Origin of the sequence: Phaeobacter italicus, from assembly GCF_001258055.1 — a bacterium.
Lineage (GTDB): Bacteria > Pseudomonadota > Alphaproteobacteria > Rhodobacterales > Rhodobacteraceae > Phaeobacter > Phaeobacter italicus.
In genome coordinates, this window is sequence record NZ_CVRM01000011.1 from 854543 (window position 1) to 873268 (window position 18726).

The following is an 18726-nucleotide window of genomic DNA, read 5'->3' on the forward strand; positions in this document are numbered from 1 at the left end:
TAGGGTTGGATTGAGGCATCGAAAGTGACAGGTATGGACTGGGACAAGCTAAGAATATTTCACGCAGTGGCTGACGCAGGCAGCCTGACCCATGCGGGCGACAAGTTGAATCTGTCGCAATCGGCGGTCAGCCGTCAGATCCGGGCGCTGGAGGAGAGCCTGAACTCGACCCTGTTTCACCGGCATGCCCGGGGGCTGATTCTCACCGAGCAGGGTGAACTGCTGTTTGATGCCACCAAATCCATGTCCAAGAGGCTCGAAGCCGCCTCAGCGCGCATCCGCGACAGCGAGGAAGAGGTCTTTGGCGAATTGCGGGTGACCACCACCTTTGGTTTTGGCACCCTTTGGCTGGCCCCGCGTCTGACCAAGCTTTACGAGCAATACCCCGACCTCAAGGTTGATCTGATGCTGGAAGAGCGGGTTCTGGACCTGCCGATGCGCGAAGCCGACGTGGCGATCCGCATGAAAGAGCCGAGCCAGGCCGATCTGATCCGCAAGCGGCTGATGTCCGTTCAGATGAAGCTATACGCGTCGCGCAACTATGTTGAACGTAATGGCATGCCCGAGGTGATCGAAGACATCGGCGCCCACCGGCTGATCTGCCAGAACCCGCGTTCGGCCCAGGTCGGCTCAGCCGCGGTTCTGGTGCAGAAACTGATGACACATAACCCGTCCTCTTTGCTGACCGTGAACAACTACTTTGGGGTTTTGCAGGGCGTTATCCACGATCTGGGCATCGGCGTGCTGCCAGATTACGTGACAGAGGACTTCCCCGACCTCGTTCCGGTCCTGCCGGATGAGGACACCAGCGATGTGCCTGTCTACCTCGCCTACCCAGAAGAATTGCGCCATTCACGTCGCATTTCGGCATTTCGGGACTTCGTTCAGAACGAAATTATCGCCCACCGCAAGCACATGAAAGAGCTCGGCAAAATCTAGCCATGCAAAAATTGCATGGCAGGAATGCCATGACGTGTGCAGGATTACCCTTGATCCGGGGGGCATGCGCCCCTAAATCACATCTCGAAGGCAGCGACACTGTCGCCCTTCATACCTCCCTGTTGGACTTCGGCCGAGCTTAGTGCTCGGCCTTTTTTTGGCCAAACGCATTGCCCTGCTGTCCTCCGACAGTTTCCATCCTGCCGGGACGTTGATCCAACTCGGGATCCGGCCCGTTCCATTTCCTGATGCGCTAACGCTGCACTGCGGCAGGCCCGAGATCAACCTGTTGCGCCAATATCCCCTTCACATCCACTCCCCCTGCCCAAAGGATCAGCTGACCGGCTTCCACCTGCCGCCAAATTAGGCAGGACAGGAATGCAGTGGACCCGGTCACCGGTCAGGGATGCGGCAAACATAGCCCAAAACCGAAAATGGTTCCTTGCGCTATATCAACAGGTTGAACGGTAAATACCACGTTAACATCATCACCATTCCGCCGCCTTGTCTCAAATTTTTCGGAACCATCACGCACAGCGATCGTTGTGTCAGCGAACCGCATGAAGATGCAAAACACGGAACAGACAGGAGACTTGGATATGCTTCGCATGACCTCTATCGCCGCCCTTATCGCCATGACCGGTGCTGCAAATGCATTGGTGCTGACTGAAAGCGCGACTCCAAACGACAAGGGCGAGAGCTTCATTGAAGAAAACGCCGAATTCATCGGTGCCCCCGTGGTTGACGTAAACGGCGCGCCTATCGGCACCGTGATCGAAGTCACCGCAGAACCGGGCGAACAGCGCAAGATCCTCGTCAACTTTACCGAAGGTTTTTCTGACGAGCTGAGCGGTATGCTGTTCACGCTGGACGGCATGTGGGAAACCGACGGCGTGCTGCAGATGGGTCAGACCACTGACGAACTGGAAACCATGCTGGAGACCTACGCCCAGAACAACCCTGACAAACTGCACGACGAGTCGATCCTGAACAAATAACCGACCCGTCCGCGCAGACGCGCAGTCCAAAAACAGGCCAGAGCCACTCTGGCCTGTTTTTTCGTGCCATTTCCCCCGGCTTCACGCGCTGTGATGCGTGATCGGGTCGCAGCAATGCTGCGCGCGCACGAATGCCTGCTCTTTTTTCTTCCCCCCCAGCCCTCCTTGCCCTAAAAGGCGCGCAATCGCAGCCATTGGGGACGTAAAACGGATGCAGGAACCTGCCATCACGCCTGAACTGATTGCCAACCACGGGCTCAAGCCCGAGGAATACGATCTTATCCTGGAAATCATCGGGCGGGAGCCGACCTTCACCGAGCTGGGCATCTTCTCAGCCATGTGGAACGAACACTGTTCCTACAAATCCTCCAAAAAGTGGCTCCGCACCCTGCCCACCGATGGTCCGCAGGTGATCTGTGGCCCCGGTGAGAACGCAGGCATCGTTGATATTGGCGATGGTGATGCGGTTGTCTTCAAGATGGAAAGCCACAACCACCCCTCTTACATCGAACCCTATCAGGGTGCGGCGACCGGGGTTGGCGGGATCTTGCGCGACGTGTTCACCATGGGTGCCCGCCCCATCGCGTCGATGAACGCGCTGTCCTTTGGCGAGCCCTCCCACCACAAGACCCGCCAGCTGGTCAACGGTGTGGTTGAGGGCATCGGCGGCTACGGCAACTGTTTCGGTGTGCCTTGCGTTGGTGGCGAGGTCCGTTTCCATCCGGCCTACAACGGCAACTGTCTGGTGAATGCCTTTGCCGCCGGTCTGGCCAAGACCGACGGCATTTTTTATTCCGCGGCCTCCGGCGTCGGAATGCCGGTTGTCTACCTTGGCGCCAAGACCGGTCGCGACGGTGTGGGTGGTGCGACGATGGCATCGGCCGAATTCGACGACACCATCGAGGAAAAGCGCCCAACTGTTCAGGTTGGCGACCCCTTCACCGAAAAACGCCTGATGGAAGCGACGCTGGAGCTGATGCAGACCGGCGCCGTGATCTCCATCCAGGACATGGGGGCCGCTGGTCTGACCTGTTCGGCAGTCGAGATGGGTGACAAAGGCGGCCTTGGGGTTCGTCTGGATCTTGAAAACGTGCCGCAGCGCGAAGTGGACATGACAGCCTATGAAATGATGCTGTCGGAATCCCAGGAACGGATGCTGATGGTGCTGAAGCCCGAACTGGAGGCCGAAGCCAAGGCCGTGTTCGAGAAATGGGATCTGGATTTTGCCATCGTCGGTGAAACCATCGCCGAAGACCGCTTCCTCATCATGCACAACGGCGAGGTCAAAGCCGATCTGCCGCTGTCAAAGCTGTCTTCCTCTGCGCCGGAATATGACCGCCCCTGGATCGAGACACCGGCCCCTGAGGCGCTGACCGACGCAGATGTGCCGACAATCGACCCGATTGACGGTCTCAAGGCGCTGATCTCCAGCCCGAACTACGCAGGCAAGCAGTGGGTCTATGAACAATACGACACCACGGTCATGGGCGACACCGCCCGCCGGCCCGGTGCAGGCTCTGGCATCGTGCGCGTGCATGGCACCGACAAACAGCTGGCCTTCACCTCTGACGTGACCCCGCGCTACGTTAAGGCAAACCCGTTCGAGGGCGGCAAACAGGCGGTGGCTGAGGCCTATCGCAACCTGACCGCTGTTGGCGCCAAGCCCTTGGCAACAACCGACAACCTGAACTTTGGCAACCCCGAAAAGCCCGAAATCATGGGCCAGTTCGTCGGCGCCATCAAAGGCATCGGCGAAGCGGTCGCGGCGCTGGACGTTCCAATCGTGTCTGGCAACGTCTCGCTTTACAACGAGACCGACGGTCAGGGGATCCTGCCAACACCGACCATCGGTGCGGTTGGCCTGATTGCCGCGGACGAAGAGCCGATCATCGGCGAAGCCCGCGACGGCCATATTGCCCTGCTCATTGGAGACACCATCGGCCACCTTGGTCAGTCGGCCCTTCTGGCCGAGGTCTTCAACCGCGAGGACGGCGACGCACCCACCGTGGATCTGGCAGCAGAGAAGCGCAACGGCGAATTCATCCGCGCCAACCGCGATCTGATCAAGGCCTGCACCGACCTTGGTGATGGCGGCCTTGCTCTGGCGGCATTTGAAATGGCCGAAGGCGCAGGCGTTGGCGTTCAGATCGATGCGGGCGATACCCCTACCCTGTTTGGCGAAGATCAGGCACGCTATCTGGTGGCCTGCAACTTTGATCAGGCCGAGGGTCTTATGATGGCCGCAGGTCAGGCGGGTGTGACCGTGACAACCGTTGGCAAATTCGGCGGCGACACCGTGAAAATCGGTGGCTCCGAAGCACCGCTGGCAGAGCTGTCGGAGATCTTCCGCTCCAGCTTTGCCGCTGCTGTGGCCTAAGGACTGGACTGCGTTGGGGCTTGGTCCTCAACACGACATATCGGGTGGGGTGGCGCTGTCACCCCACCCATTTTGTTTCGAGATCTCACAGGTGATCCGATGACCCATTCCCAGCCTGCCAGTTCCTCCTCGCCTGCTCTCGACCTGACAGCCGATTGCAGCCGCTGCGCTGCGCTGTGCTGTGTGGCCTACCCGTTTGAGGAGGGTGAGGATTTCGCGATCCTGAAGGAGGCGGATCACCCCTGCCCCAACCTTTCTCAATCCTGTTTTGGCTGCACCATCCATGCCGATCTGAACAGCCGTGGTTTTGGCGGCTGCATCGCCTATTCCTGTGCAGGTGCCGGCCAGCGGGTCACGCAGGTGTTGTTTGCGGGCGAAACCTGGCGGGACGATCCCGATCTTCTGCCCCATATGACCCACGCGCTGCGGGTTCTGCGCCCCATCCACGAGGCCCTGCTGATCCTGCGCGAGGCGTCAAATCTGGATCTGCCCCAAGACATTCGCCACGCGCTGAATGGATTGATGACGACGCTTGCGGTTGCCGATGGGACCACGATCTGGGATTTTGAGGAAGCCGAGGTGCAGGAGGCGCTCGCCTCTGTTCCCGACTTCGTTCCCCGCCTTGCCCCATACGTGCGCAAAGACCCGGCCATCTGACCGCCTAATCTGCTTGCAGAGGCCCCGACCGCACCCTACATTTTGTATCAGCTAGAAATAAGGATACTTCACCCATGCCGATGCAAGCCCACGAAATCGAAGAGCTGCTGCGCCAGAGCTTTCCGGATGCGGAAATTCAGGTCGGTGGCCACGACGGTGTGCATATGTCCGCGATGGTCATCGACGAGAGCTTCCGCGGCAAAAACCGCGTCCAGCAGCAGCGCGCGGTCTACGCCGCTCTCAAGGGCAAGATGGATGGCTCCAACGGTGAGCTGCACGCGCTCGCCCTGACGACCAAAGCGCCCGAGTAACCCAAGATGTCGTTGTTTCTGTCGCTCCTCATCTTCGGCATCATCGTCATGACCGCGATTGTCGCGGTCATCGGTCAACGCCGGGCACCGCTGGAGGACGATGACAACGATCCCAACTACCACACCCTGCGATCTGACTATCAGTCGGGTATGGGCGGGGGATCCATGCGGACCTGGAAGGTGCCCAAAGACCCGGACGAATACGCCCGTTTCTTTGTCCCGAAGGGCAAGAAATAACCCTCTTCCGCCCCTGCCAACAGCCCGGATCAGTCCGGATTGGCATTCCCCTCGATTTTCCCTATATCTCGGCTAACGGAACAACGGCCCACCCGCCGAAAGGAAACGCAACATGACCGACGCAAAAACCCGCATCGACGAAACCGTCAAAAGCAACGACGTTGTGCTCTACATGAAGGGCACCAAGGATATGCCGCAGTGTGGCTTTTCCTCGCGCGTTGCTGGCGTTTTGAACTACATCGGTGTCGACTACACCGACGTGAACGTTCTGGCTGACGAAGAAATCCGTCAGGGTATCAAGGACTATTCCGACTGGCCGACCATTCCCCAGCTCTACGTCAAGGGCGAGTTCGTGGGCGGATGCGACATCATCACCGAGATGACCCTCTCGGGCGAGCTGGACGGCATGTTTGAAGAAAACGGCGTCGCCTTTGACAAGGCAGCTGCGGACAAGATCCGCGAAGCCAACGGCTGACCTGACGGCCTGGCGCTTGCCGGGCACCCGTCACAAAACAAAAGCCTGCCGCGATCATCGTGGCAGGCTTTTTCTGTGGAAGGGGCTGCGCTGTGCCCCGCCTAGTAAATCCCCGGAACAAATTTGGCGGTGCGCGCGGCATAGGCCGAAAACTCGGCCCCATAGCGGTCGGCAAGATACCGGTCCAACGCGGGGATGTGATAGAAGACAAACATCAGGGTCATCATCAGCGGCACCACTCCAGCCCAGATGGAGGCCGCGAGAATTGCCCAGCCTGTGAACAGGATGCTGTCACCGAGGTAGTTTACATGCATCGAATAGGCAAACAGCCCGCCGGTATAGCAATGCCCCTTGCTGCTTGGCTGTTTTTTCCAGGCCCAACGCTGCAGTTCTGAACCGGTGTTGATCGCAGATCCAATCAGCAAAAGGGACCCCCCAACCACATCCCATAGGTCAAAGGCGCGGGCCTCCCCCGCCACAACCCCGGCGCCGAGAAGGAGAAACCCGATTTCGAAACTCGCGATAAATGCCGCGAGGCCCAACCCCTCGGACAGCTCCACCCTGCGATGCAGCAGCACGAAGAGGGTCACGAGATGGCGCAGAAAATACAAAACCGCCGCCCCTGCCATGACCTTAGCGCGCATCGGATCCGGCCAGTCCCATCTGCCAAAGGCAAGCCAAAGACAGACCAACACCGACAGCCCATGCAAGGCTGCAAACCCAAGTTTCACCTCAATCGACCGCCCATGTGTGCGGTCCACCCCACCTGCTTTGCCAGCCATTCTTGTCACCCCTTGATGCGTCAATCCATTTTCGTCCAAACTGTTTTCGTCCAACTGGACTATTTAAACAATTGGACGGGAGGGCGGTTCCATGTCAATTCTATTTCGACCAAACGGACGAAATTAGATGCCAAAGATCATCGATCACGACGCCCATAGCCAGGACCTCGCCCGCCGGGCTGCGGCGTATTTCTCTCAGCATGGTTATGGCGGGACGAGCATGCGCAAGATCGCGCAACACCTCGGCCTGTCCAAAAGCGCGCTCTATCATTACTTTCCCACCAAAGAGGCGCTGTTTCTTGCCTGCACAAGGCAGGTGATGCCGGGCGAGGACGCCCTGCCCCAAAACGCCACCGGTAGCGAAACGGACCGTTTGCAGGCCTTGAAGGAGATGATGGGACAGGATTTTGCCGCTGAAATGGCGTTGATTTTCGACTATCTCAGGGGAAAATCCCAAGCAGAGATTGCCCAGGATGAGGCCATGCAGCTGGCGCTTTCCGCCTATCGCGGCGCGGTGGCCGCAATCGTGGGAGAGACCCGATCAGAGCAGGTCCTGGCCCAGATCATGGGCGAGCTGATGCTCGTGTATCTATCGGGTGGCGAGACACAAAAAACCCCGCAACCGCATGGGGTTACGGGGTGATTTGAACCTATATTTCCAACCCGTGCAGAGGCCGCTTGATCAGCTGGCGGCCTGCTCTTCGATCTCCTGCGCCAGCGCCTCTGTGCGGGCGGCCAGCTCTGCGAGCGTCTCGGTCACAAGCGGCGGAACAACCGGCACTTCGATCCGTTCAGGCTCTGGCGCGGGCGCGGCGCGCAGCTCGGCCAGTTCGGCATCGCGCGCCGCCAGCTCGGCTTCGACTTCTTTGATACGGTCCTCGACCGCTGCCGTTTTATCCGCCAGCATCAACCCCGCCATCAACAGCATCCGGGATTCGGGCATCCGACCGATCTGATCGGACAGAACCTGCGCCTCATCGTCAAGCATCTTGGCCGCAGAATGCAGATAGCTTTCTTCGCCCTCCTGACAGGATACTTCAAACCCGCGACCGCCGATGTGAATTGTGACTTCGGGCATCAGATATCTTCTCCTTCGGGCATCGGTTGGGCTGTTCGGGCGCTCGCCATCGTGTCAGCCAGCGTGTCAACCGGCGCGCCATCCATCATTGGGATCTCGACCGAGGGCTCTTCTGCCGGGCTGTCTTGCTGATCGCTGCCCTCTTGTCCGGCTTGCGCCAGCAACGGCTCCAGCTTTGCAAGGATCGCCGTCACATGCGCCTGCTCGGCGGCAAAAGACGCGCGCAATGTGTCCACTTCGGACTGCAGAGCCGCGTTGATCAGGTCAGGATTGCCGACACCTTCGGCGTTTGCATCTCGCAGGGCGGCGTTCGAGGCGCGCAGCTGATCCGCTGTCGCGCGCAGCTCCTGCTGGGCATGGTCAAGCTGCACCAACATATCGTTCTGATTGGCGAATTCATCGGCGCTGGGGCCAACTGCAGCGGCCTCTCTCGCGGCCTGTTCCGCCGCCTGAGCCGCTGAAACCGCGGCGTTGGCCTCCTCCAACTGGTGACGCAGCGCTTCGACCTCGGCATTCAGGGCCGCCGCATCTACAGCCGCGCCCAGATCGTCGGGTTCTTCCTGCAGCTGTTCGCTCAAACGGGCGTTGGTTGCCAGGGCTTCGTCCAGCTGATCCTGCAGCGCCTCGCGGGCCGAGGCGGCCTCGTTGCCGTGGACTTCAAGTTCCTGTTTCAACCTGGCCACTTCGGCCTGCAATGCGTCGCGCTCAGCGGTGTTGCCAACCTCGTTGCGCAGCAGCTCCACCTCGGCTTGAAGGGCTGCGAGCTCTCCAACATCGTCGGTGGCCGGTGCCGCGGTCTTGGCCTCGGCTTCCTGTAGCTGATTGCGCAGGACTTTCAACCGCTCTTCCAACTGGGCGTTGGCCAGCCGTTCTTCATCCAGTTCACGGCTCAGCGTTTCATGGGCAGCGTTGGATTGCGACTGCGCCTCTGCTTCGGCCTGAACGCGTGCTTCGGTTGCGGTGCGTGCAGTCTCCTGCAAGGCTGCGGCCCCCGCACCGATCCGCTCCATCGCGGCCAGGATCCGACCCTGCAATTCTTCGATCTGCTCCATGCCTGTCCCTTTGCGACCCCGTGATGTATCTGCCGGTATTTATCTGCCGGTTCCGTCTACAGCGCTAACATCGCCCGATTCAGGCGCAATTTGCGCGAATCAGAACGGACCAGCGGCTGTGCAACCAACTTAGTTCATGCAGGGATAAATTACCCCCTGTTTGCTTTCAAGCACTTGCGGCACATAGTTCGCGCAAGAAGCCGCGCAAACGCTTGATCTTTGCCACATCACTGTTATTGAGCCACCAGTCTGCCTAAAACCCAGAGGAAAAATCCAGTGGATCTGACTGCCCTGCGCAACGCAAACCCCGAACATTGGACCAAGGCTGCGGCCATCCGTGCCCTGGCCCTCGATGCCGTTGCTGCGGCCAATTCGGGCCATACCGGCATGCCCATCGGCATGGCCGATGTCGCGACCGTCCTGTTTGAAAAACACATGAAGTTCGACGTGGCGAACCCAAAGTGGCCGGACCGCGACCGCTTTATCCTGTCCGCCGGTCACGGCTCCATGCTGATCTATTCGCTGCTCTATCTCATGGGCGACGCACAGGTCACGCTTGAGCAGATCAAGAACTTCCGCCAGATGGGCGCCCTGACTGCAGGCCACCCGGAAAACTTCCTTATCGATGCGGTGGAAACCACCACCGGTCCGCTGGGCCAGGGCATCGCCAATGCCGTTGGTTTTGCCATGGCAGAGGAAATGCAGCGCGCCCAGTACGGCCGCAAGCTGGTGGATCACCACACCTATGTGATCGCAGGCGACGGCTGCCTGATGGAAGGTGTCAGCCAGGAAGCCATCGGTCTTGCTGGTCGTCACTCGCTCGGCAAGCTGATTGTTCTGTGGGACAACAACAACATCACCATCGACGGCACTGTTGAGCTGTCGGACCGCACCAACCAGGTGCAGCGCTTCAAGGCGTCGGGCTGGCATGTTCAGGAAATCGACGGTCACGATCCCAAGGCGATTGATGCCGCGATCGAAGCCGCGAAAAAGACCAAGAAGCCGTCCATGATTGCCTGCAAAACCCACATCGCCCTGGGGCACGCAGCGCAGGACACATCCAAAGGCCACGGCGCCCTGACGGACGCGGAACAGCTGAAAGCGGCCAAGGACGCCTATGGCTGGACCGGCGGCGCATTCGAGGTGCCCGCAGACATCAAAGCCCAGTGGGAAGCCATCGGCCAGCGCGGCGCAGCCGAGCGTGAAGCCTGGGAAGCGCGCTTTGCCGAAGCCTCCCAGCAGAAGCAGGACCGCTTTAACCGCGCCTATGCGCTGGACGCCCCCAAGAAGCTGTCCGCCGCTGTCAAAGCGCTGAAAAAGCAGGTGAGCGAAGACCAGCCCAAGGTCGCAACCCGCAAGGCATCGGAAATGGCGCTGGCCGTCATCAACCCGCTTATGCCTGAAACTGTCGGTGGCTCTGCGGACCTGACCGGTTCCAACAACACCAAAACCGGCGATCTGGGTATCTTTGACATCGACAACCGCAAGGGTCGTTACGTCTATTGGGGTATCCGCGAGCACGGCATGGCTTCGGCGATGAACGGCATGGCGCTGCATGGTGGTATTCGCCCCTATGGCGGCACCTTCTTCTGCTTCACCGACTACGCCCGCCCGGCAATGCGTCTGGCTGCCCTGATGAAGATCCCGTCGGTGTTCGTGATGACCCACGACTCCATCGGTGTTGGCGAAGACGGCCCGACCCACCAGCCGGTTGAGCATCTGGCCATCTGCCGCGCGACCCCGAACACCTATGTGTTCCGTCCCGCTGACGCCGTGGAAACCGCAGAAGCCTGGGAAATCGCCCTGACCGAGAAAGAAACCCCCTCGGTCATGACGCTGACCCGTCAGAACCTGCCGACCGTGCGCACCGAGCACAAGCTGAACAACCTCACCTCCAAGGGCGCCTATGTTCTGGCAGAGGCCGAGGGCAAGCGTCAGGTCATCTTGATCGCCACCGGTTCCGAGGTGTCGGTTGCAATGGACGCAAAGGCCAAGCTGGAAGCAGAAGGCATCGGCACCCGTGTGGTCTCCATGCCCTGCATGGAGCTGTTCGCACAGCAGGACGAGGCCTACCGCCGCAAGGTCCTGCCCGCAGGTCCGGTGCGCGTTGGTATCGAAGCCGCCATGCGCGCAGGCGGCTGGGACCGCTGGCTGTTGGGCGAGCGCGGCCAGGAGAAGAAAGCCGCATTTGTCGGCATGGACCGCTTCGGCGCCTCCGCCCCCGCGGGCGAGCTGTTCGAGAAGTTCGGCATCACGGCCGACAACACCGTTGCGAAGGTGAAAGAACTGCTGGGTTAAGTCTCGCTACAATGCAAAAAGAGGAAGGGCACCCAACCGGGTGCCCTTTTTGTCGTGGAATGGCTGCTGTGCGGACAAAGTGTGAATTCGCTGCGGTTGCGCGAAGGGCTGCGTGGGAGTATGCTGCGGCTATTGATCGCCGCTCTTTTTTGTTTCAATTCTCGCTTGCCAAGTCTCAATCAAAAACAAAGCCATTGACCCAGCAAGGTTAACCGTCAAGGCGGCATGACGTGGCTTAAATGAAACTCGTGAGCGCCCTCCAGCATGGGCATCACCACCTTTGTTGCGTAAAGAACCAATACTCTGAACGACGCTTTGGCAGTTTCCCAAAATCGTCTTAAACACTTCTTCCTGATGCTGCGATGGTGCCAGGTTCATCACCTTTGACGCTTCAGAGTATAGCTTCGGCACATTCCATTTTGGCTCCCAAGTTGCGCCGCTGTCCTCGATGATGTGTTTGCAGACCTCTTCAAGTAGCGTACTTGAGGCGGTCACGGCACCGTCTGGGTCCGTTGATCGCCTTTCTAGCGCTTTGGCCCAAAAAGCTTGGACGGCAGGAGCATCATAGACATCAAGACCTTCTGTGATCACGGCATCTGCCGCACCACCTCCTGACTCAAGGAAGGCCAATAGCGGTTTAAAAGAATCTTCTACATGTCCTCGACGTATAGCCCAGGAACCTGAGCCACTTGCAACGCTTGACAATGCAGACCGCACCGATGCGGCATCATTCGAAAAGCGCACAAAATCTGGCAGAAGCCGTTTGCTTGCTGGATCGTCCATCAACTTCTTTCTGGCCATTTTGTACTCACGCTCCGAACCACCCTCGGTCGTAAGACCAACGCAGTTGTTTTTTAAAAGCAGCGCGCATTCAAAAAGATCGTCCGGAATTTCTGGTTCGCCGAAATCAGCAAATGTCATCAGCTATCCTTTAATCAATGGATTTCCGAAATTTGGTCTAACTTTCGCCCTACGTTCAGGATTTCAAACGTGTTCGCCATCGGGATACCGGACGTTGGAGAGAATTGCAGCATCCGTCACTCTGGGCTCACAACAGACATCTTTCCAATCACCGATTGGCGATCAGTGCGCAGCCTTCTTCCCTGACACTGCCGCAATCACCGGTCCCACAACCTTCGTCGCCAGCGGGATCAGCAGCAGACCGTAGGCCAGCCCAAACACGCCGTCCATCGTGGCCTTGGCGACCCATTCGGCAAAACCCTCCCATGCGGCGGGGACCGCGTGACCGACGGCATAGGCCCAGTCGTGAATGTGGTGACCCAGCCAACCAAAGCCCAGCTCTTCCAGCCCGTGGATGATGATGGAGCCACCGACCCACAGCATCGCAGCGGTTCCGACCACCGACAGGATCCACATCAGAACCGGCATGAATTTCACCAGCCCGCGACCAATTCCCCGCCCAACCGGGGTCAGTGCGTTGTTGGTGAGGTAAAGCCCCACATCGTCCATCTTCACGATCAGCGCCACAGATCCATAAACCGCAACGGTCACGCCAATGCCGACAACCGCAAGGGTCGCCGCCTGCATCCAGACATTGGGCGCCTCGATCGCGGCCAGCGCGATTGTCATGATTTCCGCCGACAGGATGAAATCGGTTTTGATCGCCCCCTTGACCTTCTGCTCTTCCAGATGGCCCGGATCCTTTACCGACATGTCTTCTTCGATCTCGTGGCTGGCGTGGGGAAAGAGCACGTGAAAGATCTTCTCGGCCCCCTCAAAACACAGGTAACTGCCCCCCAGCATAAGGAGGGGCGTAATCAGCCAGGGGGCAAAATTCGCGAGCAGCATCGCGACCGGCAGAAGCAGGATCAGCTTGTTGAAAAACGACCCTCGCGCAATGCGCCAGATGATCGGCAGTTCGCGGGCGGGCTCGAACCCCTGAACATATTTCGGGGTCACGGCTGCATCGTCGATGATCACCCCCGCCGTCTTGGCCCCGGCCTTGCCCGCAGCTGCCGCCACATCGTCAACCGATGTTGCCGCAACCTTGGCAATGCCTGCGACATCATCCAGCAAAGCCAACAAACCGCTCATGGGGGATCCTCTTCATCTTGCGCGTGTTGCGCCCACAGTAACCATTCGCCTTTCAGGTACAAGTCGCGCAAGCCCCGGATTGTTCCCAGATCCATATGACCGGACTGACACCGGTCCAGGCACCTGTCGCAAATTCCGATGCGAATGACGCAGGGCAAAAGCGCCCGCGCGGTGGCGGCAAAATCTGTTAACGCAACCAGTGATTTTCGTTACCGCAACCATCCATGTTTTGCGCTAACAGTCTGGTTTTATATACCTTTTCGCACTTTTGGTGACGGGAAATGACCGCTATAGCGAGGGCAAGTTCTGCACGTTTGGAGAGACGCACATGACCATCAAAGTCGGGATCAACGGGTTCGGCCGCATCGGGCGCTGCACTCTGGCGCATATCGCAGCCTCGGGCCGCGACGATATCGAAGTGGTCAAGGTCAATGCCACTGGCCCCCTGGAAACTGCAGCCCACCTGCTGAAGTATGACAGCGTGCACGGTCGTTTTCCAAACGACGTGACCATCGGCGAAGGCACCATGAACCTGGGCCGCGGTGACATGCAGATGTTCTCGACCTACGACATGAACGAGCTGGACTGGTCCGGCTGTGACGTTGTTCTGGAGTGTACCGGCAAATTCAACGACGGCGAAAAAGCCAAGGCGCATCTGGAGCGCGGTGCCAAGAAGGTGCTGCTGTCGGCACCGGGCAAGAACGTCGACAAGACCATCGTTTTCGGCGTGAACGACGACAAGCTGGAAGCGGGCGACGTGATGGTTTCCAACGGCTCCTGCACCACCAACTGCCTTGCCCCGCTTGCCAAAGTCCTGGACGAGACCGTCGGTATCGAAAGCGGCATCATGACCACGATCCACGCCTATACCGGCGACCAGCCGACGCTGGACCGCCGCCACAGCGATCTGTATCGCGCGCGTGCGGCAGCCATGGCGATGATCCCGACCTCCACGGGTGCAGCCAAGGCGCTGGGTGAGGTGCTGCCGAACCTAAAGGGGCGTCTTGACGGTTCTGCCATCCGCGTGCCCACCCCGAATGTCTCGGCTGTGGATCTGACCTTCCGCGCGTCCAAGAAGACCTCGGTGACCGAAATCAACGCGATCATGAGCGAAGCGGCCAATGGGCACATGTCCCGCGTGCTGGGCTACGAGCCTGCACCGCTGGTTTCGATCGATTTCAACCACACAGAGCAGAGCTCTATCTTTGCGCCGGATCAGACCCGCGTTGTCGAAGACCAGCTGGTGCGCGTTCTGGCGTGGTATGACAACGAATGGGCCTTCTCTGTCCGCATGGCTGATGTTGCGGTTGCGATGGCGCGCCTCAGCTGATCTTCAGCTGACCCCTGGCAGACGCAGCCCTTGTTTTGAAACGCTCGCTCAGGCATATCTGGGCGGGCGTTTTCTCTTTTGGGCCAGATGGATGACCAACACAATTGCAGTTGTTTTAGGCGGTTTTCTGATTGCGGCCATCGCCATCGACATCGCCCTGTTTGGCGATGTGCACATGATCTTCCTCGGCAAACGTATGCTCGAACTGATCGACTGGATTGCCTTCTGGCGTTGACCTTTTGGCCCGCTTTCCGCCCCCCACAACACCAAAAGACGGCGCCCATTCGGACGCCGCCCTGATCTCTTGCGACAGCGGAATGTGATCTGATCAGCCGTTCAACCGTTTGCTCAGCTCTTCCTCGACCAGAGGGGTGACAAAGTTCGACACATCCCCCCCAAGGCGCGCGATTTCCTTCACCAGCTTTGAGGCAATCGCCTGATGGCGCGCCTCTGCCATCAGAAACACCGTCTCAACCGAGCTGTCGAGCGCGCGGTTCATGCCAACCATCTGGAATTCATACTCGAAATCCGCAACCGCCCGCAGGCCGCGCACGATGATCTGTGCACCCACGTCGCGGGCACAATCAATCAGCAGATTTTCAAACGGGTGGGCCACGATCTCTGTGCCGGTCTGTTCGCTCAGCTTGGCGCATTCCGCCTCGATCATGGCGACACGCTCTTCCAGCGAAAACAGCGGTCCCTTGTCGCGGTTGATCGCAACGCCGATCACCAGTTTGTCCACCAGCGCGCTGGCACGGCGGATAATGTCGATATGTCCCAGGGTAATCGGGTCGAATGTTCCGGGATACAAGCCAATACGCATAGGGCCCCTCCTGCCTGCTGGTTGGTTGCGCGCAGGCAAACATGTTTTACACGCCGGGCGCAAGAGCGTGAAAATACCGAAGTCTTAGGCAATTGCTGCAACGCCGCAACGTCAGGATGCAATCCTCGGCCAGGGGCGCCACGCCTGTGTCAGCGCCCCGGGGCCATGCGCCATCAGTGGCCCATGATCATGCCTTCCAGCGCGTCCTTCTCCATCGCGACCTCAGCCAGCTGGGCCTTGACCACATCCCCAAGGGACACCAGCCCGATCAGCTTGCCCTCTTCGACCACTGGCATGTGGCGGAAACGGCCCTCTGTCATCTGCTGCAGCACCTCTTCCACGTTGGATTGGCTGGTACAGGTCACAAGCTTGCGCGTCATGTAATTCTTGGCGCAGTCGCTCAGGCAGCTGGGGCCCGTGCGCGCCAATTCACGCACGATATCACGTTCGGACAGGATCCCTTCTGCGGTTTCTCCGTCGCTCGACACCACCACGGTCCCGATCTTGTGCTCACCCAGCAGCTTGGCCGCTTCAGAAATCGTCGCATTTGGTGCAATCGTCACCACACCAGAGCTTGCCTTGGATTTCAGAATGAATTGAATCAGCATGGGCGCTCCTCTGTTTTTGTAATTTTATTGCGTAACCCAAGCGTTGCCGGATCCCGACATCAAGTCAAGCCTTCCAGTCGGATCACCTCGTCGCGGATCCCTTTTGACAGCGCCTGTGCAAACCGGTTGAGCCGCTCGCTGCGCTGATCGCCCTGATGGCGCACAAGATAGAAACTCCGCGTGAGACTGATCTTGTCGGTCAGAACCTTGCGCAACGACCGATGCGCAGGCAGCGTGAAATCATGGGCAACACAAAGAGCCGTGCCTTCTGCGGCCAGTTTGATCTGTACCGATACGGAATTTGACGCCAGCGCCACCCGTTCGATGCCGAGGTTGTTGAGATAATCCAGCTCCCGGTCGAAAATCATGTCCGGGATGTAGCCGATCATTTTGTGTTTCTTCAGGTCTTCCAACTTTTCGATTGGGGGGTGGTCGCGCAGATAGTGACGTGAGCCGACGAGATGCAGTTTGTAGTCGGTGATCTTTTGTACCAGCAGCTGGCCTGCGGTGGGCGCGCTGACGGTGACAGCCATGTCCGCCTCGCGGCGGCTTAGGTTGATGACGCGCGGCAGGGCGACGATCTGGATATCAAGATCGGGGTTGTCCTCGCTGATGCGCGCGCAGACCTGTGGCAACAGGTAATTGGCGCTGCCGTCCGGTGCGCCAATCCGGATTTGGCCTGACAGGGTATCACTGGGCCCCGCCAGCGCCTCCTGCCCGGCCCGCATCGCCTGCTCTGCCGCCTCGGCATGGCCCAGCAACCTGTCACCCGCCGCGCTGAGCGCATAGCCTTGTGGGGATTTCACGAACAGCGGCGTATCCAGTGCCTCTTCAAAGCGGGAAATGCGCCGGCCCACAGTTGCGGGGTCCATCTTCAAGACGCGACCAGCCCCGGACAGGCTGCTTTCGCGCGCCACTGCTAGAAACACCCGCATATCATCCCATTGTGGGTCCATGAGCCTGTTCTCCTCATTGCGCCACAGCCGATCATTAATCCGCTGTTAACCCTTTGCGTTCCTGCAAAGCCTCTTTGAGATCTTTCCTCTTTTGCGATGATTTTTGCAAGCCTAGGATTGCCCCAACTCAAATAGAGGAGGATCCGATGGAAGAACTCGGTCACTTTATCAACGGCAAGATCACCGCAGGCACCTCTGGCCGCAGCGACGACGTCTACAACCCCGCAACAGGCGAAGTGCAGTACAAATGCGCGATGGCGAGTGCGGCAGAAACCACTGACATCATTGAAAAAGCGGCCGCAGCTCAGCCGCAGTGGGGCGCAACCAACCCGCAAAAACGCGCCCGCGTGATGATGAAGATGGTCGCGCTGATGAACCGCGACATGGACAAGCTGGCTGAGGCACTGAGCCGCGAGCACGGCAAGACCATCCCCGACGCCAAAGGCGATCTGCAGCGCGGTCTGGAAGTGATCGAATACTGCGTCGGCGCGCCCCAGATGCTGAAAGGTGAGTTCACCGACAGCGCAGGCCCCGGCATCGACATGTACTCCATGCGCCAGCCGCTGGGTGTTGTCGGCTCCATCATGCCGTTCAACTTCCCCGCCATGATGCCGCTGTGGCACGTCGGCCCGGCGCTGGCCTGCGGCAACGCGGTTGTTCTGAAACCGTCCGAGCGTGACCCCTCTGTGCCCTTGATGCTCGCAGAGCTGTTCGTTGAGGCCGGCCTGCCCGAGGGCGTGTTCCAGGTCGTGAACGGCGACAAGGAAGCCGTCGACACCATTCTGGACAGCGAAATCATTCAGGGCGTGTCCTTTGTGGGCTCCACCCCGATTGCGCAGTACATCTATTCCCGCGCCACCGCCAACGGCAAGCGCGCCCAGTGCTTTGGCGGCGCCAAGAACCACATGATCGTGATGCCCGACGCCGATCTGGACCAGGCCGCTGACGCGCTGGTCGGCGCAGGTTTCGGCGCGGCCGGCGAACGCTGCATGGCGATCTCGGTTGCGGTTCCGGTTGGCGAGGAAACCGCCGACAAGCTGATCGAAAAACTGATCCCGCGTATCGAAAACCTCAAGGTTGGCCCCTATACCGCCGGTGATGATGTCGACCTCGGCCCGGTTGTGACCGCAGCCGCCAAGGAACGCATTCTGGGTCTCATCAACTCTGGTGTGGAACAGGGCGCGACACTGGTTGTCGACAATCGCGACTTCAAACTGCAGGGCTATGAAGACGGCTTCTTTGTTGGTCCGCACCTGTTTGACAACGTGACCACCGACATGGATATCTACAAGCAAGAGATCTTTGGCCCGGTTCTGTCCACCGTCCGCGCAGCCACCTATGAGGACGCGCTGAAACTGGCGATGGATCACGAGTACGGCAACGGCACCGCGATCTTTACCCGTGACGGCGACACTGCGCGTGACTTTGCCTCCCGCGTGAACATCGGCATGGTGGGCATCAACGTGCCGATCCCGGTGCCGCTGGCCTACCACACCTTTGGCGGCTGGAAGAAATCCATGTTCGGCGATCTGAACCAGCATGGCCCGGACAGCTTCAAGTTCTACACCCGCACCAAAACCGTGACCTCCCGCTGGCCCTCGGGCATCAAGGAAGGTGGCGAGTTCAACTTCAAGGCGATGGACTGATATCTGGCCGCACGCCATAGGTATCACCACCCAAACACGAAGGCCCCGGCAATGTCCGGGGCCTTTCTTTCATACCCGCCCTCTGCCGCCGTCGCCTGCCCCGC

20 protein-coding genes are annotated in these 18726 nt (G+C 59.3%); 12 read left to right on the top strand and 8 right to left on the bottom strand.

What is annotated here, in order from left to right; genetic code table 11:
- The first annotated feature begins 33 nt into the window (after positions 1–33).
- From NIT7645_RS07250 to grxD, 7 genes are all read left to right on the top strand, one after another.
- Positions 34–939 carry a LysR family transcriptional regulator gene (locus NIT7645_RS07250; protein ID WP_037302339.1) on the top strand — a complete coding sequence of 302 codons (906 nt, stop codon included), beginning with the start codon at positions 34–36 and terminating at the stop codon, positions 937–939.
- A 599-nt stretch (positions 940–1538) separates the two neighbouring features.
- Complete coding sequence (locus tag NIT7645_RS07255; protein ID WP_050686477.1) at positions 1539–1937, top strand: hypothetical protein; 399 nt, start codon at positions 1539–1541, stop codon at positions 1935–1937.
- Between the two features lie 211 nt (positions 1938–2148).
- The gene (purL, locus tag NIT7645_RS07260) at positions 2149–4314 is read left to right on the top strand and encodes a phosphoribosylformylglycinamidine synthase subunit PurL (RefSeq protein WP_008560979.1); all 2166 of its coding nucleotides are present in this window, start codon (positions 2149–2151) and stop codon (positions 4312–4314) included.
- A gap of 99 nt (positions 4315–4413) precedes the next feature.
- Entirely contained in the window at positions 4414–4971 is a 558-nt protein-coding gene (locus tag NIT7645_RS07265; protein WP_082204840.1) for a hypothetical protein, read from the top strand.
- A 74-nt stretch (positions 4972–5045) separates the two neighbouring features.
- Positions 5046–5282: a BolA/IbaG family iron-sulfur metabolism protein gene (locus tag NIT7645_RS07270; RefSeq protein ID WP_008559374.1), complete on the top strand. Its 237-nt coding sequence runs from the start codon at positions 5046–5048 to the stop codon at positions 5280–5282.
- A gap of 6 nt (positions 5283–5288) precedes the next feature.
- A complete protein-coding gene (locus NIT7645_RS07275) occupies positions 5289–5519 on the top strand; it encodes a hypothetical protein (protein WP_008559505.1) in 231 nt (76 codons plus the stop codon).
- Between the two features lie 112 nt (positions 5520–5631).
- Positions 5632–5994, top strand: a complete 363-nt coding sequence (grxD, locus tag NIT7645_RS07280; protein ID WP_008559558.1) for a Grx4 family monothiol glutaredoxin — start codon at positions 5632–5634, stop codon at positions 5992–5994.
- Positions 5995–6095: 101 nt separating this feature from the next.
- Here grxD and NIT7645_RS07285 read toward each other — a convergent pair whose 3' ends face one another.
- Entirely contained in the window at positions 6096–6776 is a 681-nt protein-coding gene (locus tag NIT7645_RS07285; protein ID WP_008559466.1) for a DUF1295 domain-containing protein, read from the bottom strand.
- Positions 6777–6903: 127 nt separating this feature from the next.
- Between NIT7645_RS07285 and NIT7645_RS07290 the strand changes: the two genes are divergently transcribed.
- Positions 6904–7419 carry a TetR/AcrR family transcriptional regulator gene (locus NIT7645_RS07290; protein WP_008560510.1) on the top strand — a complete coding sequence of 172 codons (516 nt, stop codon included), beginning with the start codon at positions 6904–6906 and terminating at the stop codon, positions 7417–7419.
- A gap of 39 nt (positions 7420–7458) precedes the next feature.
- Here NIT7645_RS07290 and NIT7645_RS07295 read toward each other — a convergent pair whose 3' ends face one another.
- The gene (locus tag NIT7645_RS07295) at positions 7459–7854 is read right to left on the bottom strand and encodes a cell division protein ZapA (protein ID WP_008560751.1); all 396 of its coding nucleotides are present in this window, start codon (positions 7852–7854) and stop codon (positions 7459–7461) included.
- Complete coding sequence (locus tag NIT7645_RS07300; RefSeq protein WP_050686404.1) at positions 7854–8906, bottom strand: coiled-coil domain-containing protein; 1053 nt, start codon at positions 8904–8906, stop codon at positions 7854–7856. The genes NIT7645_RS07295 and NIT7645_RS07300 overlap by 1 nt, the downstream gene beginning before the upstream one ends.
- A 276-nt stretch (positions 8907–9182) precedes the next feature.
- On the opposite strand from NIT7645_RS07300, the gene tkt reads away from it, so the two are divergent.
- The gene (gene tkt / locus NIT7645_RS07305) at positions 9183–11204 is read left to right on the top strand and encodes a transketolase (protein ID WP_008562829.1); all 2022 of its coding nucleotides are present in this window, start codon (positions 9183–9185) and stop codon (positions 11202–11204) included.
- A gap of 129 nt (positions 11205–11333) precedes the next feature.
- Here tkt and NIT7645_RS07310 read toward each other — a convergent pair whose 3' ends face one another.
- Both NIT7645_RS07310 and NIT7645_RS07315 read right to left on the bottom strand, forming a co-directional pair.
- The gene (locus tag NIT7645_RS07310) at positions 11334–12125 is read right to left on the bottom strand and encodes an abortive infection family protein (RefSeq protein WP_037302333.1); all 792 of its coding nucleotides are present in this window, start codon (positions 12123–12125) and stop codon (positions 11334–11336) included.
- A 162-nt stretch (positions 12126–12287) separates the two neighbouring features.
- Positions 12288–13259, bottom strand: a complete 972-nt coding sequence (locus NIT7645_RS07315; RefSeq protein WP_008561910.1) for a DUF808 domain-containing protein — start codon at positions 13257–13259, stop codon at positions 12288–12290.
- A gap of 328 nt (positions 13260–13587) precedes the next feature.
- Here NIT7645_RS07315 and gap point away from each other — a divergent pair, with 328 nt between their 5' ends.
- Positions 13588–14589: a type I glyceraldehyde-3-phosphate dehydrogenase gene (gap, locus tag NIT7645_RS07320; RefSeq protein WP_008558955.1), complete on the top strand. Its 1002-nt coding sequence runs from the start codon at positions 13588–13590 to the stop codon at positions 14587–14589.
- Positions 14590–14680: 91 nt separating this feature from the next.
- Entirely contained in the window at positions 14681–14824 is a 144-nt protein-coding gene (locus NIT7645_RS19500) for a hypothetical protein (protein ID WP_008560108.1), read from the top strand.
- A gap of 93 nt (positions 14825–14917) precedes the next feature.
- Here NIT7645_RS19500 and coaD read toward each other — a convergent pair whose 3' ends face one another.
- The 3 genes from coaD to NIT7645_RS07340 all read right to left on the bottom strand — a co-directional run bounded on the left by coaD (position 14918) and on the right by NIT7645_RS07340 (position 16976).
- On the bottom strand, positions 14918–15412 hold the full coding sequence (gene coaD, locus NIT7645_RS07330) for a pantetheine-phosphate adenylyltransferase (protein WP_008560023.1): 495 nt from the start codon (positions 15410–15412) through the stop codon (positions 14918–14920).
- 173 nt (positions 15413–15585) lie between these two features.
- Entirely contained in the window at positions 15586–16020 is a 435-nt protein-coding gene (locus NIT7645_RS07335; RefSeq protein ID WP_008561930.1) for a CBS domain-containing protein, read from the bottom strand.
- 59 nt (positions 16021–16079) lie between these two features.
- On the bottom strand, positions 16080–16976 hold the full coding sequence (locus NIT7645_RS07340) for a LysR family transcriptional regulator (protein WP_008559041.1): 897 nt from the start codon (positions 16974–16976) through the stop codon (positions 16080–16082).
- Between the two features lie 146 nt (positions 16977–17122).
- On the opposite strand from NIT7645_RS07340, the gene NIT7645_RS07345 reads away from it, so the two are divergent.
- Positions 17123–18622, top strand: coding sequence for a CoA-acylating methylmalonate-semialdehyde dehydrogenase (locus tag NIT7645_RS07345; RefSeq protein WP_008560322.1), 1500 nt, complete (start codon positions 17123–17125; stop codon positions 18620–18622).
- The last annotated feature ends 104 nt before the right edge of the window (positions 18623–18726 follow it).